This is a genomic window from Aquimarina sp. AWH4_224 (genome assembly GCF_056160245.1).
The window spans coordinates 242,920-267,735 of record NZ_JBSWWU010000005.1; the positions used below are offsets into that span (position 1 = coordinate 242,920).

A 24,816-nucleotide genomic window follows, 5' to 3' on the forward strand; every position below is an offset into this window, starting at 1 on the left:
AAATGAAATTTTATAAGATATTTTTATACGCATTTCTTTTCATCGGTATGTTCGCTTCTTGTGAAGACGATTTGAATATCGAATTAGAAGATGATGATGATTTACTGGCAGAGGATGTATTTAGTACTCCAGACGCTTATGATCGTGCTATCGCCGGTGTGTATGCAAACCTTTCTGTAGTAGGTTTAGATGGTCCTGGACAGTCTAACATTGCAGGGATTGATGCAGGAACCGGACAATATATAAGAGGGTTGTTTAACCTTCAAAACTTATCTACTGACGAAACGATCTGGACTTTTGAAAATGACCCAGGAATTCGTCAGGTACAAAGAAATAGCTGGGATGCTAATAATGTAGTAGTTCTTGGTTTTTGGGCCAGAGCAACTTTCCAGATTTCTTTAGCTAATGAGTTTTTACGTCAAACTACAGATGCCAAACTTGATGAAAGAGGAGTATCTGGTGAGTTAAGAAATGAAATAAGAGCCTACAGAGCCGAAGCTAGGGTATTAAGAGCATTGGCTAATTATCATTTATTAGATCTTTTCAGAAGAGCACCTTTTGCTACAGAAGATGATGCCGTTGGATTTACAAGAGTACCAGAAATCGCTGGACAAGAATTATTCAATTATATCGAATCTGAGCTGCTAGCTGTAGATGCTGATCTATTAGACGCTGCTCCAGGGAATACTTCTCAATACGGAAGAGCGAATAAAGGAGTGGCTAAAATGATTCTTGCAAAGTTATACTTAAATGCAGGAGTTTATCTTGGTGCAGAAAACCAACGTTTTGCAGATTGTTTGACGACATGTCAAGAAATTATCAATAGTGGATATTCATTAAATCCTGTATATCTGAACAACTTTAACGCAGATAACGATACTAATGGTGCTCAAAATGAAGTTATTTTCCCTGTAATCGCCGATGGTACATCGGTTAGAAACTTTGGAGGTGCTGGTATTCTTATTCAGGGACAACAGAATGCAAGAGCAGGGTTTCAACCTACTCCAGAATCACTGGGTGTTGGTGGATTTGGAAACTTATATCGTATAAGAAGACAATTTGGAGAGTTATTCGTTAATGATGCTCTTTTTAACAATGATGGCCGAAATACAGTAGTTTCTAGAGACATAGAATTGGATGATGACGGAAATGTAGTTACCGATGAAGAACGTCCAATTGAAATTGCAGATATTTCTGACACTTCCGGAGGATATTTATTAGCTAAGTTTTCTAACATTACTTCTACAGGAGAGCCTGGAAAGGATGCTACATTTGTGGATACTGATTTCCCATTATTTAGATTGGCGGATGTATTCTTAATGTATGCAGAAGCACAACTAAGAGGTGGTGGTGGTGATCGTACTACTGCGCTAGGATTGGTAAATCAACTAAGAGAAAGAGCCTTCGGAGATACTTCAGGAAACATTGCTGACGCCGATTTAACACTTGATTTCCTTATTGACGAGCGTGCAAGAGAATTGCATTGGGAAGGACACAGAAGACAAGACCTTATACGTTTTGGCCTTTACACGGGTGGAACCTATAACTGGTCTTATAAAGGTGGACCACAAAATGGATCATCTATCTCTGAAAACTTAAGATTATTCCCTGTTCCAGAATCGAGCAGGTCTGCAAATCCTAACTTAGGACAAAACCCTGGATTCTAAAATTAAACTATGAAAAATTCAAATTATACAGTCATGAAAAAGATATCAATTTTACTCTTTGCATTTGTAGCTGCATTATGCTTCAATGCATGTATCGAAGATGAAGACCCAACATTTGTTCTTGAACAAGAACAAACCGAAGGACCACTTATAGTATCTGCAAATTCTACTATCGCCTTAACCAAAGAGAATGAGAACTTACAAGGATTTACTTTAGTATGGGAAGACGCTCAGTATAATGTAAATACACCGATTAGTTATACCATTCAAGCCGCTGCTGCGGGAACAGATTTTGCCAACCCATTAGAAGTAGCTGTAACTACAGATCGTTTCTACTCTTGGACTATTGGTGAGCTAAACAGTTTGGCAATCCTTTTAGAATTAGAACCAGATAATGAAGCTTCTTTTGAACTAAGAGTTGTTTCTTCATTAGGAACTAATGGAGGGGCTTCAATTATCTCTAATCCAGTAGCTTTAACCGTAACACCTTATTCTACGATAATTGTTACAAGGAACTTATTTTTAGTAGGAAATACTGTTGACACCAATAAAGATGGTGTTGCTAACAACGATGACTGGAACAACGGAGCTACTAATACTTACTTATTTAGAGATCCTGATAACTCAAACATTTTCTATTTCAGAGGTTTCTTTGAATTCAATGACGGTGAAAACGAATTCAAGTTATTAGAAAACAAAGGAGCTTGGCAACCACAATGGGGTCTTGATGGTGGTGGATTTACCAGCAGTGATATTCTTGGTGGTGATCCTGGAGCGTTTACTATTGGATCTTCTGGATACTATGAGTTAATCGTGAATACCGATGAGCTTACTCACGAATTAAATGCTATTGATATTACTGGAGCAACAGAATATACAACTATCGGTTTCATTGGTTCTGCAAGAACTGGAGATGATACCGGATGGGGTGGAGATGATACAGACTTGATCCAGTCTCCTTTCAATCCTCACATTTGGTACGCCGAAAATGTAACACTTTTCGATGGTGCACTTAAGTTTAGACACAGTAATGACTGGCCAGGAAACTGGGGTGGTTCTACTCCACTTACAGGACAGGCAACTACAGAAGGAAACCCTCCTGATACTCCAGTTATTGCAGGAACTTATGACATCTGGTTCAATGACTTAGATGGACGTTACATCTTTGTTCCTAGAAATTAAATTTTAGAAATTTAAACCGTTGAAATGAAAAACATTAAAAATATATCAGCCAAAACCATCCTCCTTATAGGGGGAATGGTTCTTGGTTTCACAGCTTGTAGTGAAGATGATGATAACCCCAATACAGGAGAACCAATCATTACCAGTCAATCCTTAAAAATGGATCTTACTGAACTACAAAAGGAAGATGCTGGAGTATTTATGCAAGCTTTCTATTGGGATGTAGAACCTATTGGAGGATGGTATGATCAAGTTGCTTCAGAAATTGAAGAATGGGCTGACGCCGGTGTAAATAGAATTTGGTTACCTTCTCCAAGTAAAGGTGCTTCAGGTGAATTTTCTATGGGATATGACCCAATGGACTACTTTGACGTAGGAGAATTCAGTCAAAGAGGTTCTAAAAACGTGGAAACTCGTTTCGGATCAAGACAAGAATTAGAAGACTTAATCCAAAAAGCACATGCCAATGACATTGAGGTTGTTGCTGATGTTGTTATGGGTCATAATTCTGGTGGAGGATTACAAGCAAATCCATTTAGAGGAGGTGCAGAAGTATTTACTTTATTCAATGAAGAAAATGGAAATGCTTCTGGTAAATTCAATAGAACTTTTGATCATTTCCACCCTAATGGAGTTGTTGATGCTGATGAAGAAGCTTTATTTTTCCCAGAAACAGATCTTAGTCACGTAGTACCTTATGTACAAGAATGGTTATGGGGTAGAGACGATTCTGTAGCAGAATTCTATAGATCTCTTGGTTTTGACGGATGGCGTTTTGACTATGTAAAGAGTTTTGCTCCTAAATGGGTAACGGCATGGAACGACAAAGTTGGAGGGTTCTCGGTAGGAGAAAACTTTGATGGTAACCAACAGGTCTTAAAAGACTGGGTTGATGCTTCAGGATCTGCCGCATTTGATTTCGCTTGCTTTTACAGATTAGATGAAACTCTGGATAGAGCCAATGATCTTACCGCTTTAGGCGATGCTGGTAATATGTTGAGAAAATTGGATCCAGGTAATGCTGTTACTTTTACTGCAAATCATGATACAGAGAAAGATCCAAATCCGGACAACAGAATTAGTTATGGTAAGAAACTATTAGCGTATTCTTATATTCTTACTCATGACGGTTATCCTACTGTTTTCTACTTGGATTACCAGGCATTCAAAGGTCAACTCAATACTTTAATTCAAATTTATAACTCATTAGCTGTTGGTGATGTAGAAGTTATTGAAGCCAGCAAAGATGAGTACATTATGAAAAGAAGCGGAAGCGGAGATAATCCTGGTTTGATTCTTTATATGAATATCAGTGGACAAACAAAACAACGCACCGTACAGACCAATTGGGCTGGTAAACAATTAGTTGATTATACCGATAACTCAAGAGCTACTCCTACTGCGGATGCTGAAGGAAATGCTACTTTGAGTGCACCTCCTGGAAGTTATTCTGTATGGTCAATTACCAAAGAATAATACTTAGATTCTTTTTTTAATAGTTAGCTAATACTATAATGTTTAAAGGGCGCTTTTTTAGCGCTCTTTTTTCATTTTTCAGAAAGTATATTCTTCATTATTTTTATCTTTTGTCCCACTATTCTTATTAAGATAGTAAAATCAAAAAGATTTACTTTACTTTGTAGATCATGAATTACACAAAATCAATTTAATTTAAAAGTACTTAATGCCAAAGTTTCCCTTTTACAAACAAGCCGAATCCAAAGACTGCGGACCCACTTGTATTAAGATAATTGCTAAGCATTATGGGAGAATTCTTAATACCGAAAAACTAAGAACTTTAAGCGAAACCACTCGTGAAGGAAGTTCATTGTTAGGACTTAGTGAAGCAGTAGAAGCAATTGGGTTTAGATCTCTTGGCGTGAAGTTATCTTTAAATAAATTGGATGAAGTTCCCTTGCCTTGCATTGTACATTGGAACAAAGTGCATTATGTTGTAGTATACAAAATCAAAAACCATAGAAATGGTGGAATGACTATCTATGTTTCGGATCCCGCCCATGGTTTAATTACCTATACAAAAGAAGAATTTATCCGTGCCTGGATTGGAAACAATGCAGATGAAACTACCGAAGAAGGAGTAGCCCTGCTGGTAGAGCCAACACCAAATTTTTACAGTGATAATATCGATGAAAATGATGAAAAATTTGGTTTCAAATTCATATCCAAATACATTTTCAAATACAAGGCGTTTCTTTTTCAATTAGCTTTAGGATTAACTGCTGGAAGTTTATTACAGCTTATCACTCCTTTTTTAACACAAAGTATAGTTGATGTCGGTATCAAAAATCAAGACCTCAACTTTGTGTATCTGGTTTTGATCGCAATGTTATCCTTATTTATTGGTAGAACCTTAATTGAAGTGTTACGAAGTTGGATCTTATTACATCTAAGTACTCGTATTAACATTTCACTAATTTCTGACTTTTTTATCAAGTTGATGAATTTACCTATCTCCTATTTTGATGTAAAAATGACCGGGGATTTGTTGCAACGTATCAACGATCATAAAAGAATTGAACAGATACTTACCATGTCTTCATTAAACGTGTTGTTTTCGATGGTAAACCTCATTGTATTCAGCATTGTACTTATCTATTATAGCTTAACTATCTTTGGGATTTTTGCAGTTGGTAGTGTGTTTTACTTTGCCTGGATACTAATCTTCTTTAAAAAACGAAAAAAACTAGATTACAAGCGATTTTCACAAATTAGTGAAGAACAAAGTAAAGTGATTGAACTTGTTAATGGAATGCAGGAAATAAAACTGCACAATGCCGAAAAAAGAAAACGATGGAATTGGGAGTTTGTACAAGCCAAATTATTTAAAATTTCTATAGAAAATCTGGCTCTTGAGCAATACCAAAGTGTTGGATCATCATTCATCAATGAACTTAAAAACATCATTATTACAGTATTTTCTGCCAAACTCGTCATCGATGGAGAAATTACCTTGGGTATGATGTTGGCCATTACGGCTATTGTGGGTCAGTTAAACGCTCCTATAGCCCAATTGATTAATTTTTTACGAGAACTACAAGATGCCCAAATCTCTTTAGAACGTTTGGGAGAAATCCATAATAAGGAAGATGAAGAACAAGTTGGTGATGAAAAGATTCGAGAAATTCCCGAAAACTCAAGTTTTGATGTAAAAGGAGTAGATTTTAGATATGTTGGATCAGATAAACCTGTTTTAGAAAAACTAAGCCTTTCGATCCCTGCTAACAAGATCACTGCGGTCGTGGGAGTTAGTGGTAGTGGAAAAACGACTCTGATGAAACTATTACTAAAATTCTATGAACCCGATGAAGGACAAATTTTTATTGGTCCGTATGATTTAAAACAAGTTTCACAAAAATCCTGGAGAGATCATTTTGGAGTGGTAATGCAGGAAGGATATATATTTAATGATACTATTGCCAATAATATTGCAGTAGGAGAAGATTATGTAGATAAGAAAAAACTTGCGCATGCAGTAAAAGTGGCCAATATTCAAGAATTTATAGAGTCTCTTCCTCTATCCTATAATACCAAAATCGGTATGGAAGGTGTTGGATTAAGTACTGGACAAAAGCAGCGTTTATTTATTGCTCGTGCGGTGTACAAAAACCCCAAGTTTTTATTCTTTGACGAAGCTACCTCTGCCCTAGATGCCAATAATGAAAAGGTAATTATGGAAAACCTTGATGCCTTTTTCGAAAACAAGACTGTAATGGTCATTGCCCATCGATTGAGCACCGTAAAGAATGCGCACCAAATTGTGGTTCTGGATAAAGGACAAATAGTAGAAGTTGGAAATCATGAAGAACTGATCAAAAACAAAGGAAACTATTATCATTTAGTTAAAAATCAATTAGAACTCGGAAAGTAAGATGCCAGAAGACTTAGACGACATACAATTAAGAAGCGAAGAAGTACAAGAAATTTTAACTCGAGTTCCTCATTGGATGATTCGATGGGGAAATCTATTGATACTAGGATTGGTGATACTTTTGTTGTTTTTATCCTGGTTAATCAAGTATCCTGATGTAATTCCCGCAGAGGCCATTGTAACTACTCAAATCCCCCCTCAAAAAGAGTATGCCAAGATCAATGGAAAAATAGAATCCATATTGGTAGAGGATAATCAAATTGTTCCAAAGGATACCCCTCTGGCTATATTACGAAGTACAGCCAATTACCAAGACGTTTTTTACTTAAAATCTATTATTGACACCACAAAATTAGACAATCAGTCGTTCTATTTCCCTGTGGATCAATTACCAATACTTTTTCTGGGGGATATCGAGACCAATTTTGCTTTGTTTGAAAATAGTTATTCTGAATATAGATTAAATAAGAAGTATCAACCCTTTAATTATGAAGTTATTGCCAATGCGGCAGCCCTATCAGAATCCTATAGAAGATTGGAAAGCCTTAAAGCACAAAAGAAAATCGGTGGTAAAGAGCTCAACTTAAAAAAGGAAGATTTGGGGAGACAAAAAGATCTTTATGACAAAGGAGTGATTTCTCAGCAAACCTATGAAAACAAAGAATTGGATTATTTGAGAGCAAAACGTGACTATGAAAACAATGACGTTCAAATATCGCAAATCACGGAGAACATTAGTAATGCTACCAAAAATTCTAAAGGAACGGAAATCAACAAACAAAAGGAAGAAATTAATTTATTCAAGAAAGTACTTCAATCTTTTGATCAATTAAAAACAAGTATAAGAGATTGGGAATTGCAATATGTCCTGAAATCGGATATGGATGGTCGTGTTTCATTTCTAAATTACCGTAACCCCAACCAAACCGTAACCGCTGGGGATGTGGTTTTTGTGGTCGTTCCTATAGAAGAATCATCGTATCTGGCCAGAATCAAAGCTCCTTCTCAAAACTCTGGAAAAATTAAAATTGGACAAACAGCCAATATTCGATTGGAAAATTTTCCAGACGACGAATTTGGGACCTTAAAAGGTGAAGTGAGTTATATTTCACTATTGCCAGACAAGGATGGCCTATATCTTATTGATGTTGCGCTTCCAGACAAACTCATTACTACTTATGATAAGGAGATTCCTTTTAGGCAAGAAATGAGAGGTGTTGTCGAAATTGTTACCGAGGATCTGCGATTGATAGAACGGTTTTTCTATCAATTCAGAAACTTAATGGATAAATAATTCCTTTCTGGTAATATTTATGCAGCTTTAGGTAATGAAATAAGAAATGTACTCCCTGCTCCCGGAGCGCTGGTTACATCAATTTTACCTCGATTTAGCTCTATTAATTCCTTACAAATACGTAATCCCAAACCTGTACCAGTTTCATTTTGTGTACCAGGAGTGGTAAAAGTGTCTTCGGCAAACAACTTATCAATAAATTGTGGATTAATACCAACACCTGTATCCTTAAATCGAATCTCATAATGATTGTCTTTATCTTCTGAAAGTAAGGAAATCGAATCTCCTGGATTACAGAACTTGATAGCATTGGCAATAAGATTTTGGGCTACAATACCAAACATATCCCTATCGGCATAAATCTTTGTTGGATTCAAGTTATTGATCAACTGAATATTCTTTTGCTTGGCTTTTTGTTCAAAAAATGTAAACTTATCCGAAATCACTTCAGAAATATCAAAAGTAGTAGGATTAGCATTTAATTCCTTTAACTGAGACTTTGACCAATTTAATAGATTATGCAATAAGATAGAAGTTTGATGAGCACCACTTGCCAAAAGCGGAACCACCTCTTTAAATTCTTTATCACTTATTGAATTTTCCTTCAAAAGATTTAAAGTTCCTTCTAGGCCACTAATCTCATTCTTAAGGTCATGAGAAATAATCGAAAACAGCTTATTTTTTACCTGATTGGAATTATCCAGCTTGGCTATAAGTCTTTTTCTCTCATTTCTTGTTCTTATGATCATAATCAAAAAGATAAGAACCACCAACACAACCGCACTAGCGATATAAGCAATCAAACGAAATTGAAACAATTGCGCTGCAGTTTCCCGTTCTCTTTTTTCCTGTTCTTCAATTAGTTTAAGTTGTTCTAACTCCGCTTTATAATGTGCTTTTGTTTTTTCAATCTTTTTTGCTGCAATATCATACATTCTCTTATCCGAAAGTTCCAGATATTTCTTTTGCCACCCCAAGGCTCCTAGCAAGTTCCCTTTGGTAGAATCCAGTTTGAACGAATATTTATAGTTTTTTAATATTAATGCAGTAATGTTAGCTTTTTCAAAATTGGCTCTTGCTTCTTTTAATAAAGCTTCTGATTTTACAAAATCTCCCTGCTCCAAAGCAATGATACCCAACTGTTGCTTGGCATTAGTTACGATCAACTTATAATTAGCTCGCGTTCCAACGCATAGCGTAGTATCATAGTACTTTTTTGCTGTTGTATATTCTTTGCTATACATAGCAGCTTTAGCCATAATACTATACGATTGAGCCTCGTGTTTAAGATCTTTTTCTTTTTTATTGATTTGGAGCGATTCTGAAAGTAGTTTTTTAGCTTCAGAAAGCTTACCATTTTCAGTGTATAATAGTGCTAAATTGTTCAGTACCAACCCTAGTCCTCCCAGTCCTAATTTTTTTCTTAGCGCTATAGATTTTAAATAATACTCCTCTGAAGAAGCAACATCTTTCAGATCCTTATATACAATAGCCAGATTGTTGTAAATACTGGATAATCCAATACTGTCTTTAAGTTGTTCTCTGCACAACTTCGCTTCCATTAGATAATCTGCAGCTTTCTCAAGATTTCCTTTACTCTGCTCAATAATAAATCTATCATTACGAACCGAGGCTAAGCCGTTAAGGTCATTTATATCTTTAAAGTATTTAGAGGCTTTTTCGAAGTTAGTTTCGGATTCTGTAGTTCTATATAGTTTATTGCTAATCAGTCCTTTTTGTCGGTACACCATAGCTAATCCTCTTTTATAGTCGATATCAAAACCTAACTGAATTAGCTGATCTGCCAGAGGTTGTGCCCTATCCAATTGATCTTGAGTTACAAACTCTTGTAAATTATTGACTGCTGTGTCGTAGAGTACGGAATCTTTTACACTCCCTATTTCGGAAAGGTCTACCGCAGACCATTGGTTTTGGGCGAAACCAGATAGGCATGCAAGGCATAACAAGATTAGTAGATAAGTTATCTTCTTCATTGTGTTCATTTTGGGGGTTAAACATGACAAAAAGCATATTTAGTCCACAAAATACACAAATTTTATAATTATCTATAATTTTGTAGTATTATTCTTTCATTTTTTTGTGGTTTTACCATAAAAATAGAATTTTAATTTGGTTAAAAGCCTTTCTTTCAAAGAGAAAGGCCTTTAACCCATTTATAGATATTTAATACCACTAATCTTTTAATTGATCTAGTTCTGCGTGCTATTTCTATGATCTACCATTCTTCCTATAAACCAAATAAATGGTTCGACTTGTCCTTTCAAAATACAGGTTCCTTTGCAAATACAATGAAGTAATCCTTGTACATCAGACGATCGCAATGCAGAAACTGCATCATTATCAGTGATGACCAATGAGCAAGAAGGCAAATCACAATCCTCATCTGAATTTATTGTAATCTTTCCATCTTCTACTAAGATTGCGATTGGCTTAGATGCTTCAGAAGTCCTAACAGATATGGTCAGGTTTGGAGTCGGGGCAGCAACTACTGCCATCGATCGTTTTAGATACAAGGAAAATCCTTTGGCCCAAGCTTCGATATCAGATATTGAAATATTCGAATCTTTTGTTTCATTTTGCTCAATGGTAAGTTGTTCATCTACTTTGCGTTCTGCCTCAATAAGAGCCGCCAGGGTTCTATCTACATCTTCACGGGTATGGGCTGCCGAGCAGATGAGTCTCAAACGCCCACGTCCGCTTTCGACAATCGGATACGTTACCGCAGAAGTTTGAACACCTTGCTGATACATGTTTTGTACAATAGCATACAGTTTATCTTTGTCACTAAAGTGTGGAGTAACGATAGGGCCATCTCCAGTTCCCAAATCATACCCAGCATCTTCAAATTGTTTACGCATGTAACGAGTAGTATCCCATAATTGTTCTCGTAACGCATCATCAGAGCGAAGACGTCTTAATGCAGTAAGCGCTGCGGCCATATCCGCCGGACTAATTGAGGCCTGAAAGATATAAGCTCTAGAGGACGACTTCAAAAGATCAACGTGTTCCTGACTGGCAGCTACTACTCCACCAAGACTCCCTAAGGCTTTACTGAGTGTCGTCATAATGAAATCTACCTCTTCAGTAACACCTTGAGCTGCACAAATACCTGCTCCATTTTCACCGTAAAAGCCAAAAGAATGTGCTTCATCCACCAGAACGAGTGCATTATATTTCTTAGCTGTTCGAACGATCTCTGCAACTGGTGCGGCCCCTTCTCCCATGCTATATACCCCTTCTAATACTACTAAAATTGTACGATATGGAGACATTTCAGATTTAAGGACTTCCTCTAAATCAGATGCACTATTATGTTGAAACGTTCGAACCGTAGCTCCACAAAGACGTGCGCCATCTACTATAGATGCATGACAGAGTTGATCGATAATTACCACGTCATTTCTTCCTAATAATCCTGCTATTGCTCCAACATTAGCGGTATATCCTGTTGGAAACAAACATGCACTAGGTTTGCCAACTAAATCGGCAAACTCAGTTTCGAACTCTAAGTGTTGATTCGTCATTCCTGAAGCCGCAGCAGAGGTTCCCATTCCGGTACCAAAACGTGCTAATGCATCAGAAGCTTCCTCCATAACTTTTTGATCGCGATTCAAACCAAGATACAGATTCGTTGTCCATATAATAGCCTCTTGCTCTTCATCATTATAAGCATCGCCCACAATACCTTTGGTGGCACTTCCTGTTCGTAATACTTTGCTATACGGGTTTCTGCGATCATTATTGACCATATGAAGGACTTCTTGAACCAGCTTACTTTTATCCGTCGCGTCCCAAGCGGGTGCTTTCGCAGCCTGAAATGTAGGATGACTTGACTGAATATGTGTTTGAAAACTAGCTAATGTATCAGTGAATACAGTTTTTGACCCATTTGTAGAGCTATTTGCATCACCACTCCCCTTCATATTAGTAATATAATTAACTAATGCATTTGGAGTGGAATGCTCAAAAATAGCATGAGCGGATAGCTCTTGCCCCAGTAAATTGGTAAGTCTACAGCTAAACTCCAACGTAGTTAAAGAATCGAGTCCTAGATTATCGAATGAATCCTCTGGTGATACTCCTTCCGGATCATCCAAATTGAGTAGAGACGCTACTTCATTCTGAACAATTGACAATATCTTTCCTTGTTGTTCATCCTTTGAAACTATCAAATTTTGCACGACAGTCTGATTTTCGGAATCTTTTTTGACACAAGCTTTCCCTTCTAAACTTATTAATTTCTTGCGGTCTAGCTTATCATTTGGTAACAGTGGTAAAGCCTTTAGGTATTTTATGACTTGAGGAACCATATATTTTGGTAATCGTCGTGATATATACGATTTAATTTCGGTCTCAGTTACCGCCTTATCTTTGCTTACAATATAGGCCACTAATATTTTCTGACCAAAACCTCCATCGACGGCTGCCGTTGCAGCTGCATCAATACCTTCCATAGACTCGAGTGTGGACTCGATTTCTTCTAATTCAATTCTATAACCCCTGATCTTTACTTGTTGATCGACTCTTCCCAGGAACTCGATTTCTCCATTTTCTGTCCAGCAACACAAATCGCCCGTTTTGTATAAGCGATTATCTGAAATCAGATTATTTGGTTCTATGTCAATAAATCGCTCTTTGGTCTTAACTTCATCATACAAATAACCTCGGGCAAGTTTGGTTCCCGCTAGGTACAATTCTCCTCCTACTCCAGTGGGAACAGGTTGCAAAGCTTCATCCAAAATATAAGCACGTGAGTTAGGCACAGACTTACCAATAGTGACTACTTCTGCCCCAGGAGAAACTTCAGCGATGGTAGAATAGACCGTATCCTCGGTAGGTCCATATGCATTCAAAACACGTACATCTGGTCTTTGTTTATGCACTTGCGCGACTAGTGAGGGCTTTAGTGCCTCGCCACCAAATACTAAACATTTCAAGCCCTTGGGTAATTTTTCTGTTGTTAGTAAAGCTTGCATTGCCGAGGCAACCATTACACAAACTCTGATCTGATCTACAGCAGGAAGCTTGGTTAACTCCAATGCATTTTTCGCTAAAATGATAGTTCCCCCCAGGGATAAGGTTCCCATAATCTCCATTACCGAGGTATCAAAACAAACCGAAGCCCCTGCAAAAACTCCTTTCAACTCCTCATCACTAAATAGTTCTCGCATAGATTGACGAAGACAAACAAAACCTTTATGCTCTACCGCTACACCTTTTGGTTTCCCTGTTGAACCCGAAGTATAAATAACATAAGCCAAATCGTTTCCTGATGCTCTTACCGAATGATCGATATGTTCACCTAATTTATTGATCCGTAATTGTTCTTGCACACTACTACATAGTTCGGCAGAAACCTCATTATCCACAATAGTTGCCACGGCACGAGAATGTTCTAACATGTATTTTACCCTATCCTGTGGATATGCCGGATCCAAAGGCACATATGCACATCCAGCTTGCATTACACCAATTAGAGCTGCTACCAACTCCCAGGTTCGATTCATACATACGCCTACCAGTGATCCTGGTGTTACCTTTCGGTTAATGAGTTCTCCGGCAACCTCACCAGCCCGTTTCATTAGGTCCTTGTAACTGATTTTTGTCTCTCTATCAATAATTGCTATTCGTTCTGGATGTTTGAGCATTTGCTTTGCGATCAAACCACAAATTGTTGTTTCCAAATTGTTGTCTGTTTTTTGAGCAAGGTTTTTGTTCATGAAGTTTTGCAAATCCTCTAGATTCATGTCAATTATCTCTTCTGTATGTTGCACTCCTGATACGTCCAACATACGCTGTCGATTACTGATCATTTCGGTCTTATTCGAGCCTGAATTAAAACGATCCAATTGGTCTGTATTGGTCGATAATTCGTTAAAAAATTGAGTTAATTTATCCATTGGTATATATTGTTTTTATAAATATAAAGAGCACATGGATACACATCCCAAAATAGAAGTATACATTAAGTAGACCTATGGCAACTAGTCTTTAAAAGAGACAGACAATGAATAGACAAGAGAAAATAAACTACTAACTTTCAATTGTTTATTTTTAAAAAACCAAGACAAGGCTTTCACAATTATATTTGAATTATAGGAAACATTTTACCATTACATATCGTGGATTAATCATAAGTATTGTTATTAAAATTACTTTACGTTTGGTTTCAAAAAAACTCCGCATAAAAAAAGTAGATTGTTTATGAAAACAATCTACTTTCTCAACAAAGCATTTCGCTCTTGTGTGTATTCTTATTTTGTTGCTTTACTCTTTACCCATTCATCTACCAAACTCTCCAGCACATTAAGGGGGACTGCTCCATTTGTGAGCACAACATCGTGAAACTCCCGAATATCAAATTGCTCTCCTAATTCCTTTTTTGCATTTTCTCTTAATTCCAGAATTTTATTCATTCCTATTTTATATGCAGTAGCTTGGCTAGGCATCACAATATGCCTTTCTACCATTTTGATAGCATCACTTTCCGCGTTAGGAGTATTTGTGGCATAGTACTTTATCCCTTCTTCTCTCGTCCATTTTTTAGCGTGAATCCCAGTGTCTACAACTAATCTACATGCTCTCCAAAGTTCCATTGCTAATCGACCAAAATCTGAATATGGATCACTGTAAAGGCCTATTTCTTTTGGTAAGAGCTCATTATAAAGTCCCCAACCTTCTATATAGGCAGTATATCCGCCAAACTTTCTAAACTTTGGTATATCCTGTAACTCTTGCGCTATCGATATCTGCATATGATGTCCTGGGATTCCTTCATGATATGCCAAAGCTTCCATTTGATATATAGGCATGGCTTCCATGTCATAAAGATTTGCATAATAGGTTCCTGGTCTAGATCCATCAGGTGTACCCCGCTGATAAAACGCTTTACCAGCACTTTTTTCCCTAAAAGGCTCTACAGCTTTCACTATGATATCCGCTTTGGGTTTTGTGATGAACAACTCATCCAATCTTGATTTCAGGTTATCGATTAGTCCTACAGCCTTTTTTAGATAGGCCGCTTTTCCTTCTTCTGTATTAGGATAATAGAACTTCTTATCCTCTTTCATATACTTAAAGAAATCTTGCAACGTACCTTCATATTTTACCTGCTTCATAATATCTCGCATCTCACCATGTATACGCTCTACTTCTTTTAGCCCCAAATCATGAATTTGGTCTGCTGTCATACTAGTAGTTGTTGTCCTTTTTAATGCTATATTATAGAATTTATCTCCTTTTGGAAATTTCCAGGCTCCATCGTCTGTAGTTGCTCTTTGTTGTTGTTTTTCTAGCAAAGTAATCAGTTTTTCATACCCTGGTTTTACACCTTCTAGTAATGCTTTTTTTGCATTTGCTATGAGTTCTTGATTTTCTTCATCTGACAATTCCAGCGATGAAATCTTACCTTTAAAATCGGCCAATAATGTACTTTCTTCTTTAGATTCATCAAATGGCTTACCCGTGATAATATTTTTACTATCATCCAAAACTTTTGTAAATACAAACTTTGGAGGTAAAATTCCATTTTTCTCTCGTATTTTCATGTTTTCTACGAGTTGCGTAAACAGCGCATCGATCCCATTCAATCTGGCAATATAAGCTTCTGCATCGCTCTTTGCAGAAATTCGGTGCATATTAATCATAAACGCAGGTATTTCGGCTTGCATACCGTGCATTTGATTTACCGGGTAATCATAGAAACGATATTGAAAATCTTCAATTTCATCTTCAAGATCTTGTTTCATTAAAGTATAGCTCAACTTGGTAGCATCATTGAGCAAAGATATTTCAACAGAATCGTTCAGATATGCTAAGCGTCGTTTTACCCGTTCTAAGTCTTCTGCTTCTCTCTTTGAAGAAATGTCATCCCATTTACCATAATCTTCCGTTTTAACTCCTAAGTAGGTTTGAGTCATTGGAGATAATTTCACCTCTTCCTGAAATTGAGCTTCAAACCAATCATTCAAATTTTTGGAATGTTCCTCTATACTTTCAGCACTCGAAACTTCGGTAGCGGTCTCCTTATTTTCTTGTTTGCAACTTGCCAAAGCAAACGCTGCAAACATTACAAGAGTACTTGTTCTTAAAATATTTTGCATGTTACACATGTATTTAGGGTGATGGTTTATTTTAAAATTGAAACTTCGATTGCAGAATCATGAAATACCTTATGTGTCTGCTTTTTGAAATCTGATGCTTTTGCCTTAAATATATTGGGTACAAAAGTTTGCGGATTCAAATCAATTAATGGAAACCAAGTACTCTGTACCTGAATTTGAATTTTATGTCCTTTCTTAAAAGTATGATGTACATCCTGTAATTTAATATTCACAGCTGTTTTTTCGTTAGCAGTAAAAGGTTCTGGTTTGCTGAAATCGTTTCTAAAACGACCTCTCATTACCTCACTACGAACCATCATATGATAGTTCCCCATTTTTAAATATTTCTGAGTTTCCTGAGTATCTTCGGCGTCGTTAGGAAATACATCCACCAATTTTACCACCCAGTCCGCATCTGTACCTGTAGTAGCTACTTTTAATTTGGCTAATATTTCTCCAGATAACGTTACGTTTTCAGTCAAAACCGGGGTTTCGAATACCAAAACATCTGGACGACGAGCAGCAAATCTTTGATCGTCGGTCATATACTTTCTTGGTGTAAACACCATCTTCACGTCCTCTGAGTAAGGAACTGGTTTTTTAGGATCACTTATAAATTCTGAAGCGCCATCCCCTTTTGCTTCGGTAAGACCGTCTGCCAAATAAAATGTTTTCTTTTCTGTATTTTTTGGTGGCCAGGTTTCAAAAGCATCCCATTTCTTCGCTCCCGTATCAAAAATCTGTATTTCTGGTAGAGCTTCTTTTTTGGTGTCATTTTTCAGGAAACGGTTAAAGAACCTGGTTTCTACATTCTTTTGGTAATTTTCAGAAATATTATCTCCAAAATATACATTTCCTATAGCCTGACGGTCCTTACTTCTGGCCCAATCTCCATGACTCCAAGGACCAAAAACCATAATATTATAATTATCACTTCTTTTTTCTATGTTTTCATAGGTCTCAAACGGACCATATAAGTCTTCAGCATCAAAAAGTCCTCCTACTACCATTACAGCGGGTTTAATATTTTCAAGATGTTGAATGATTCCTCTTTTTTGCCAAAACTCATCATAATTAGGGTGTTCTTTTAATTGTGTCCAAAACACATTATCCTCTTTATAATATTGATCAAGATTACTTAAAGGACCGGCATCTAAGAAAAACTGATATTGATCTTTGCTTTTAAGATCTGGAAAACTATACCATCCTTTGTCTGTAGGTTGTGTTTTTTCATAACCAAATACCGCAGTTGCTCTCCAATAACTTAAAAGATATGCCCCATTGTGATGAAAATCATCAAAAAAGAAATCTCCAATACACGCCTGAGGCGAAACTGCCTTTAACGCTGGGTGTGAATCTAACAAGGAATACGTGGCGTAAAACCCTGGATACGAAATCCCCCATACACCAACATTTCCATTGTTATTAGCCACATTTTTTACTAACCAATCTATAGTATCGTAAGTATCACTGGCTTCGTCGAACTGTTTTCCTTTTTTATTAGGGATATAAGCCCGCATATTATCATAAACTCCTTCACTCATCCAACGACCTCTTACATCCTGATAAACAATGATATTACCTTCTTGCATCATATATTTATTAGGACCAATCTGAGATCTAAATTGTCCTTCTCCATATGGTCTAGAACTGTATGGGGTTCGTTGCATTAGAATAGGATACTTTTTTGAAGTATCTTTTGGGGAATAAATGGTTGTATGTAACTTGGTACCATCTCGCATTACGATATCAACCTCTTTCTTTGTGTAGTGATCTTTTACTTCGTATGCATTATCCTGTTGAGAAAACCCTATAAAGGAAACAAATAGTACGAATAAAGTAAAATAGTTAATTTTTAAGACTTGCATTGATGTTAATTTAGTTTGTCGCTGAAGATAAAAAAATGGTGTAGCCATAAAGATATCTTTAAGGAGATTTTAACACAGGTTCAGCGATATTATCTAGTTATCTCTGAGATATTATCATAAATAAAAACCTTTGGCTAATATGCCAAAGGTTTTTCCCGCGATCTATTATTATATCTATATCCCCTTATATAGATATTTTGGCTTTGGGGTAAGCACTATTGTGGCGTGATTTCAACTTCAATAAGGTTATATCCTCCTCTTGGATCTCCAAACCATGTTACTCCAGGCCCACTATTGATCACTCCTTTTCCGAATTGAACATCTTCTATAGATGAAACTCTTCTTACAGAAGTATCAGCATCTGCAGGTCCTGTATTAAGTGCAGTTTGTCTCATTACCTGATTTGGTCCAAAACCTACTGGCTCATCATCTTCTGTACCTGCATCATATAAGTATGTATTTGAACTTTCGCTTACTCCAGAGAAAGCAGATCCATCTGGGTTAAACAATACCAATCCAACATTGTTTGTGCTGATAAACCAGTCGTTGGATTGAACGAACATAGTACCGAAACCTAATTTATAATCTTGTCCTTCTGGAACCTCTATTGTGAAGGTATGTACACCACCAGGCATAATTGGTCCTGCCTCGGTTGGTAAAGCTGTTGGGATACCAAAATCTTTTAGGTAGTTGTATGCCACGCTTCTATCACCATCTTCTGCGATCTCTTCTAATCCACTAGACGCTTTTGCTGCTTCTCCTTGGGTAAACCATGGATCCCTGTCTGTATTAAAAGCATAGATAAACGAAGGAGATAAAGGTGTTAATGAAGAAGATAATCTAAGTGGTGTTCCTTGCGTTCCTAATTCATTGAACCAATCATTTAATTCGGCAGGAAGACCGTCTTCTGCAATAGCTTCAAGACCTACTCCTCTATCAGGCTGCCCTAGAGTAAATAAAGGGTTATTTTGAGCATGTAGTACAACTAATCCTGGAGTAATAACGATTCCATTTCCTGCACCTTGTAAGTTAGTAATGGTTAATGTAAATTCTCTAGTTGGCTCATCATATGCTAATTCTACTCGAATATCAGCACTTACATCTTCTTGTATGATTCTAACGGTATTGTCATCATCTGGATTCCCCATGTTTGGTCCCGATTGTACGGTAGCGATAAAGGCCGCTTCTTCTTCTTCTGTACCTAGATCCCAAAGTAAAACTTGATCTGTAATATCTCCGGTTACCGCTGTTTGTCCGTTAAATAAATCTATCCCTACTCCTCTTGGTCCAAAAAACCAGTCATTTGTAGCTGCAGACATTGTTGCAAAATTTAATTTTGCTCCTGGAACTGCTTTAAATGTTTTGGTTAATGTTCCATTCAAAGCTCCTACAGGTGCGTTTTCTGCAAATGGAGCTGCATATAAGTAATTTACGGTATTTCTGATGGTAACAGCAAATGTTCTGTTGGTTACCGCAGTAGCATTACCTTGTCCAAAAGTTGGATTAACTCTCTCTTCCCAATCTGTAGAAGCATCTCCTTCTCCATCGTACGCGATACTGAAACTTGGTAGTCTTACCTCTGGAATAAAGTCTCCTGCAGTCCAGATTCCAGCTTCAACCGCAACATTTTCTCTAGGATTTCCTCCAGATCCCCATTGCACGAAATCAACGATAGCATCAGCACTAGCAAAGGTATTTGTAGAATATAATCCCAGTCCTTCATTATTACTTAACATATCCCAGTTTACTACCAAAAATTCCCCTGGTGCAAGTTCTCTATTACCACTTACTACGGTTGCGTTTTCAATCTGTAAATATTGACCAGGACCAAGACATAACCAGTATGGTGCCAAATCTACCGATACAGTACCATTATTCCATAACTCGATTAATTTGTCTTCACCATAATTTACCTCGTTAAATACGATAGAACGTACATCATTGACAGGCATTGTTAATACGTTTTCTGCTCCAAATGTCACAGTAGTAGTTTCTGCCCAATTTGCAGCACCATTACCTTCTCCATCAAAGATGATACTGTTGTCCGCATCTGTTGTGGCAGGAACAAACTCTCCTGCTGTCCATAAACCAGCGGCTACAGCCACATCTTCTCTAGCGCTACCACCAGATCCATACTGCACGAAGTCTACAAGTGCATCAGCATTGGTGAATTCGTTTGAAGAATACAATCCTAAACCTGCATCAGTATCAGGTAAATTATAAGGTAATACCAAATATCCCCCTGCAGGAATTACAACACTTCCACTTTCTGGAGTGATTTCCCCAATTCTTTGGTAAGTACCAGGTCCTAAACATAACCAATAATCGCTAAGGTCTGCTTCTTGATCTCCTTGGTTAAAAATTTCTACCAAGTCGGTACCTAGAAATCTAATTTCGTTGATTACAACATTATTTTCGACAGGATCCGGATTATCCGGAGGTGTCACTACATCGTCGTCATCGCTACACGATGCGAATGCTATTAAAGCAATAAAAAAGTAAAGATTAATTTTTTTCATGATATATACTTTTATTTGTTCATTTTACTTGAGACAAAATTAATCGCAATCAAAACCAAAAAACGGTGACAAAAGTCACCGTAAATTGTTAAAAATTTGTTATTTAATTAATTGATAATCAAATGATTACAAACAAAAATACATACACTTTTAGGCACCAATTTGGCACCTAAAAGCAAAGGGTAGAAAAACTATTATTTTAGCTTACTTGCAATTGTTTTAGTTCGATATGTCTTTTATGCTGAATCAGTAAATCCGTAGCTTGTAATTTTTTGGTAAGCCTCGAAACTACTTCTCTTGAAGTTCCTAAATCTGAAGCTATTTGCTGATGAGACATTTGTATCATATTGCAATTTTGAAGCTTCGCTTTTTCGGTTAGGTAATTCACCAATCTATCTTCTATTTTATAACACACTACTTGTTTTGTAGTATTCAATAGATCCTCGTAATTACGTTGAAAGTCTTTTAATATAATTTGCGTGAATGATGGATATTTAAAAAACCATTCTTTTACATTTTTAATGGGTAGGCATAGCACCTTTGTTTCTTTTTCTGTAACTGCTGAGAAACGAACAGGTTCTTGTCCGAACAAATGATTAAAACTAAGAATACAGCATTGTCCTGGATGAATATAGTATAGCAAAAATTCTACTTCCTCCTCTTCGGCGTACATTTTAATCAAACCGTCTAATATGATGGGAAGAAAGTTAAGGTAACTACCTTGTTTTACGACATACTCACCTTTGGGAATACTTTTTAATTGCCCAAAAGAAAGCATTTCATCTTCAAGCTCTTTTTCGATAAACGGAAAACATCTGGAAAGTTCTAATTTTTCACTTAGCATTCTTCATTGTATTAGGGTTTGAACACTAAGTAAGTCGAAAAAAATAAACGTACTTACACGATAGCTATAATAAAAACTTATAACAATATCAAAAACGATTATTTTGAACTATAATTCTTTAAGCCGGTCTTTAACCATTTTAGGTATTCCTTGACATCGGGAGTGTATGCTGTAGTACGGTTCAGCATATTCATATCACTATCCAAAAGAACATAATACGGCTGCGAATTATTCTGAAAATTAAGGGTCTGAAAGGTTGCCCATTTGTCCCCAATAGTTTTTATATTTTTTACTCTTCCATCAGGTTTCAAGAACTTAAATCGTTCTTCTTTGGATAGTTTTTCTCGATCATCTACATACAATGAAATCAATGTATATTTATCTTTTAATATTTCAATAATTTCTGGGTGGCTCCAAACCTGCTCTTCCATCTTTCTACAATTTACACAGGCCCATCCCGTAAAATCCAACATAATCGGTTTGTTTTGGGCTTTGGCCGCTTTCACTCCTTCTTCAAAATCAGTATATGCATTTAATCCTAGAGGGCCATGCGCTTCTTTTTCATAAACACTATAAAATAACGGAGGCGGGAAACCACTTAGTAACTTTAAATTTGCATAAGCTGTATTGGTAAGGCCAGGTAATAAATAAATCACAAAGGCCAGGGTTACTACTCCCAGTGTTTTTCTTGCTGTACTTAATTTCTGTAACGGGCCATCGTGTGGAAAACGAATTTTCCCAAACAAATACAAGACCATCCCTATTCCGATAACAATCCAGATACCGATAAATATTTCTCGCTTCAATAGTCCCCAATGCTCTACAAGATCAGCATTAGACAAGAATTTGAAAGCTAAGGCTAGCTCAATGAACCCAAGTACTACTTTAACCGTATTCAACCATCCTCCACTTTTAGGTAGAGAGTTTAACCAATTTGGAAACAAGGCAAATAAACCAAATGGTAATGCCAAGGCTAATCCAAAACCTCCCATACCAAAACTTAACTGCATCGCTCCACCATCGGTACTTAGGGATCCTCCTAACAACGATCCTAAAATCGGTCCTGTACAAGAAAAGGAAACCAAAGCTAATGTAAGTGCCATAAAAAACACACCTACAATTCCTCCTATACTGGTTGCCTTACTATCTAGTTTATTGCTCCAAGATGCAGGTAAAGTAATTTCGAAATATCCAAAAAAGGAAATTGCAAAAACAATGAATATGACAAAAAACAAAATATTGAGTGTCACATTGGTAGAGATATTATTCAAAATCTCCGGGTCTACAGAATCCAACAAATGGAATGGTAAACTTAGTAATACATATATCGCAAAAATGAAAAAGCCATACAAAATAGCATTAAACATTCCTTTTTTCTTGTTATTGGCACTTTTGGTAAAAAACGATACCGTGAGCGGTATCATTGGAAACACACAAGGTGTAAGCAGTGCGATCAAACCACCTAAAAAACCTAAAATAAAGATGTTGAAATAACTTTTCTTTTCTACCTCTTCTGATGGAAATTTTTCTTTCCCTTGAATCCCGATATCTAGTGCATTAGACTTATTACGATCATTATCAGTTATTGCAGAAGCATCTCCTTTGTTCTCGGAAGCTGCACCAGAAAAACTAATATCAAACTCTACCGTTTCTGGAGCCAAACAACGCTCGTCATCACAAATAGAAAAGAAAACCTCTGCCTTAACGCTTTTTAAATTGGGGTTAATGCGTTTTATTTTTTGGGTAAAAGTAACTTTCTCTTCAAAGTACTTTATGTCCATCTCAAAAATCTTATCAAACTTTTCAATTCCCTTAGGCTCTATAGTCGCTCCAATTAGCTCATAGGTGTCTGGTGTTGGATAGAAGGTAAACTCTGTGGGTACAGGAGCTATTTCATCGGTTTCTACCTCGTGTATTGAATATAGATGCCATCCTTTGTCCAGTTTGGCTGTAAATTTTAAGACATACGTATCCTCTGTTTCTTTTTCAATTCCCGCATTCCATTCTATTGGATCGAGGGTTTGAGAAAAAACAGATGTAGACAATAGGGTTATAAATAGTAGTAGATAGCGCATTAGGTTATAGTTATTTTTAGTATTTGATTAGTTTGGGGCATAATTTTATATCGATTGTCTGCTCTGTAATTGATAATCCAAACAATTTCTTTTCCAGAACACAACAACCACACTCTTTCTTTGGCTAACAAAGATAATTTTTCGTCTTTAAAATATTTACTTAATTTCTTTTTCCCTTTCATTCCCAGTGGATAAAAGTAGTCGCCTTCTTTCCATTTTCTTACACTTAAAGGGTACTTTAACTTTTCTTTATCTACAAAAATCGTCTTCAAATTTGCACTTTCCATCTCGTCAACCTCCTTAAAACGCATCGTTCCGGAAGGAAACATTAACATGGTTTCTTCTTCAGGAATTGAATACACATGATCTGGTAATTCTTCGATTATTGGACTTAATAATAAATGTTCTCGATCCTTTACTAAACGATGGGTTGCAGAAAAAATCTGTTTCCCGGATTGCGCAGTTACCATTTGTTCGATATCGCTCCAAGCTGTAAACCCATAATCCTTTAATAAGAAAAATAAGCTACTCTTTGAATTACCATAACTCTGTAATCGATTAATCGGAATTTTTATAACACCATTTTCCCCCAAGAGGAACAGCTCTTTTTTTAGCAAGAGAACTTGTGACTTGATAAAGCTAGTACTGGCTTGTATATTGGCTACAGTAGTTTGAAAGTTTTTAAGTAGGCTTGGATTAATCATCTTCAACTCTGGGATTACATCATGCCTCAATTTATTTCTAAGGTATTTGGTACTCTTATTACTACTATCCTCTCTCCATTGTAATTTTCGTTTCTTAGCAAACTTTAGCAAATCCTCCCTCGAAAAATTAAGTAAAGGCCTGATATACTTCCCATTTACTTCTGGAATACCGGCAAGCCCTTCTATTCCCGTTCCTCTTGACAAATTGATCAAAAAGGTTTCGAGATTATCATCCGTGTGATGCGCAGTAAGAATATAATCGTATTGATGGAGTTCTGCCATTTCATCAAACCAACGATATCGTAACTCCCGAGCTGCCATTTGTATCGACAAATTATGAGTCGCCGCGTACTTTTCGGTATCAAATGAGGTTGTAAAACAAGGAATATGTAATTGCTGAGCATATGCTTTTACAAAAGCTTCATCCCCGTCACTCTCTTCATTTCGAAGCTTAAAATTACAATGTGCAACTCCTGTTTCAAAAGAGGTTTCAACACATAATTTTACAAGCACCATACTATCCAATCCTCCGCTACAGGCAATCAATATTCTGCTCCCCATCAAAAAAGGGAGTTGTGTAGAAATATGCTCTTTAAATTCCTGTGCTAACAAGATATTTGTCTTTTTTTACGGTTTTCCAAATATACAATT

The 24,816-nt window shown here is 36.7% G+C and carries 13 protein-coding genes; 5 read left to right on the forward strand and 8 right to left on the reverse strand.

Features of this window, described 5'->3' with window-relative positions; translation table 11 throughout:
- Positions 1–2 precede the first annotated feature (2 nt).
- The 5 genes from ACXAGJ_RS12015 (at position 3) to ACXAGJ_RS12035 (ending at position 8,032) form a co-directional block, all read left to right on the forward strand.
- Entirely contained in the window at positions 3–1,667 is a 1,665-nt protein-coding gene (locus ACXAGJ_RS12015; protein WP_474840152.1) for a RagB/SusD family nutrient uptake outer membrane protein, read from the forward strand.
- A 33-nt stretch (positions 1,668–1,700) separates the two neighbouring features.
- Positions 1,701–2,849 (forward strand): SusE domain-containing protein, encoded by a 1,149-nt coding sequence (locus ACXAGJ_RS12020; RefSeq protein WP_474840154.1) that lies wholly within the window; start codon positions 1,701–1,703, stop codon positions 2,847–2,849.
- Positions 2,850–2,873: 24 nt separating this feature from the next.
- A complete protein-coding gene (locus ACXAGJ_RS12025) occupies positions 2,874–4,325 on the forward strand; it encodes an alpha-amylase (protein WP_474840156.1) in 1,452 nt (483 codons plus the stop codon).
- Between the two features lie 208 nt (positions 4,326–4,533).
- Positions 4,534–6,738, forward strand: coding sequence for a peptidase domain-containing ABC transporter (locus tag ACXAGJ_RS12030; protein WP_474840158.1), 2,205 nt, complete (start codon positions 4,534–4,536; stop codon positions 6,736–6,738).
- A gap of 1 nt (position 6,739) precedes the next feature.
- On the forward strand, positions 6,740–8,032 hold the full coding sequence (locus ACXAGJ_RS12035) for an HlyD family secretion protein (protein WP_073316318.1): 1,293 nt from the start codon (positions 6,740–6,742) through the stop codon (positions 8,030–8,032).
- Positions 8,033–8,049: 17 nt separating this feature from the next.
- Here the strand turns inward: ACXAGJ_RS12035 and ACXAGJ_RS12040 are convergent, their stop codons facing one another.
- The 8 genes from ACXAGJ_RS12040 to tilS all read right to left on the reverse strand — a co-directional run bounded on the left by ACXAGJ_RS12040 (position 8,050) and on the right by tilS (position 24,777).
- The gene (locus ACXAGJ_RS12040; RefSeq protein ID WP_474840160.1) at positions 8,050–10,026 is read right to left on the reverse strand and encodes a tetratricopeptide repeat-containing sensor histidine kinase; all 1,977 of its coding nucleotides are present in this window, start codon (positions 10,024–10,026) and stop codon (positions 8,050–8,052) included.
- A 216-nt stretch (positions 10,027–10,242) separates the two neighbouring features.
- Positions 10,243–13,953, reverse strand: coding sequence for an amino acid adenylation domain-containing protein (locus tag ACXAGJ_RS12045; protein ID WP_474840162.1), 3,711 nt, complete (start codon positions 13,951–13,953; stop codon positions 10,243–10,245).
- A gap of 354 nt (positions 13,954–14,307) precedes the next feature.
- Positions 14,308–16,155 carry a DUF885 domain-containing protein gene (locus ACXAGJ_RS12050; RefSeq protein ID WP_474840164.1) on the reverse strand — a complete coding sequence of 616 codons (1,848 nt, stop codon included), beginning with the start codon at positions 16,153–16,155 and terminating at the stop codon, positions 14,308–14,310.
- Positions 16,156–16,181: 26 nt separating this feature from the next.
- Positions 16,182–18,023 carry a CocE/NonD family hydrolase gene (locus tag ACXAGJ_RS12055; protein ID WP_474840166.1) on the reverse strand — a complete coding sequence of 614 codons (1,842 nt, stop codon included), beginning with the start codon at positions 18,021–18,023 and terminating at the stop codon, positions 16,182–16,184.
- Between the two features lie 215 nt (positions 18,024–18,238).
- The gene (locus ACXAGJ_RS12060; protein ID WP_474840168.1) at positions 18,239–20,542 is read right to left on the reverse strand and encodes a spondin domain-containing protein; all 2,304 of its coding nucleotides are present in this window, start codon (positions 20,540–20,542) and stop codon (positions 18,239–18,241) included.
- A 199-nt stretch (positions 20,543–20,741) separates the two neighbouring features.
- Entirely contained in the window at positions 20,742–21,386 is a 645-nt protein-coding gene (locus ACXAGJ_RS12065) for a Crp/Fnr family transcriptional regulator (RefSeq protein WP_073316315.1), read from the reverse strand.
- A gap of 98 nt (positions 21,387–21,484) precedes the next feature.
- A complete protein-coding gene (locus ACXAGJ_RS12070; RefSeq protein ID WP_474840170.1) occupies positions 21,485–23,461 on the reverse strand; it encodes a protein-disulfide reductase DsbD family protein in 1,977 nt (658 codons plus the stop codon).
- Positions 23,461–24,777 (reverse strand): tRNA lysidine(34) synthetase TilS, encoded by a 1,317-nt coding sequence (gene tilS / locus ACXAGJ_RS12075; RefSeq protein ID WP_474840172.1) that lies wholly within the window; start codon positions 24,775–24,777, stop codon positions 23,461–23,463. The genes ACXAGJ_RS12070 and tilS overlap by 1 nt, the downstream gene beginning before the upstream one ends.
- Positions 24,778–24,816: the final 39 nt, after the last annotated feature.

Bases quoted from the DNA above. Each gene is read 5' to 3' on its own strand.
- ACXAGJ_RS12015 (WP_474840152.1), top strand. From the start codon at position 3: ATGAAATTTTATAAGATATTTTTATACGCATTTCTTTTCATCGGTATG.
- ACXAGJ_RS12020 (WP_474840154.1), top strand. From the start codon at position 1,701: ATGAAAAAGATATCAATTTTACTCTTTGCATTTGTAGCTGCATTATGC.
- ACXAGJ_RS12025 (WP_474840156.1), top strand. From the start codon at position 2,874: ATGAAAAACATTAAAAATATATCAGCCAAAACCATCCTCCTTATAGGG.
- ACXAGJ_RS12030 (WP_474840158.1), top strand. From the start codon at position 4,534: ATGCCAAAGTTTCCCTTTTACAAACAAGCCGAATCCAAAGACTGCGGA.
- ACXAGJ_RS12035 (WP_073316318.1), top strand. From the start codon at position 6,740: ATGCCAGAAGACTTAGACGACATACAATTAAGAAGCGAAGAAGTACAA.
- ACXAGJ_RS12040 (WP_474840160.1), bottom strand. From the start codon at position 10,026: ATGAAGAAGATAACTTATCTACTAATCTTGTTATGCCTTGCATGCCTA.
- ACXAGJ_RS12045 (WP_474840162.1), bottom strand. From the start codon at position 13,953: ATGGATAAATTAACTCAATTTTTTAACGAATTATCGACCAATACAGAC.
- ACXAGJ_RS12050 (WP_474840164.1), bottom strand. From the start codon at position 16,155: ATGCAAAATATTTTAAGAACAAGTACTCTTGTAATGTTTGCAGCGTTT.
- ACXAGJ_RS12055 (WP_474840166.1), bottom strand. From the start codon at position 18,023: ATGCAAGTCTTAAAAATTAACTATTTTACTTTATTCGTACTATTTGTT.
- ACXAGJ_RS12060 (WP_474840168.1), bottom strand. From the start codon at position 20,542: ATGAAAAAAATTAATCTTTACTTTTTTATTGCTTTAATAGCATTCGCA.
- ACXAGJ_RS12065 (WP_073316315.1), bottom strand. From the start codon at position 21,386: ATGCTAAGTGAAAAATTAGAACTTTCCAGATGTTTTCCGTTTATCGAA.
- ACXAGJ_RS12070 (WP_474840170.1), bottom strand. From the start codon at position 23,461: ATGCGCTATCTACTACTATTTATAACCCTATTGTCTACATCTGTTTTT.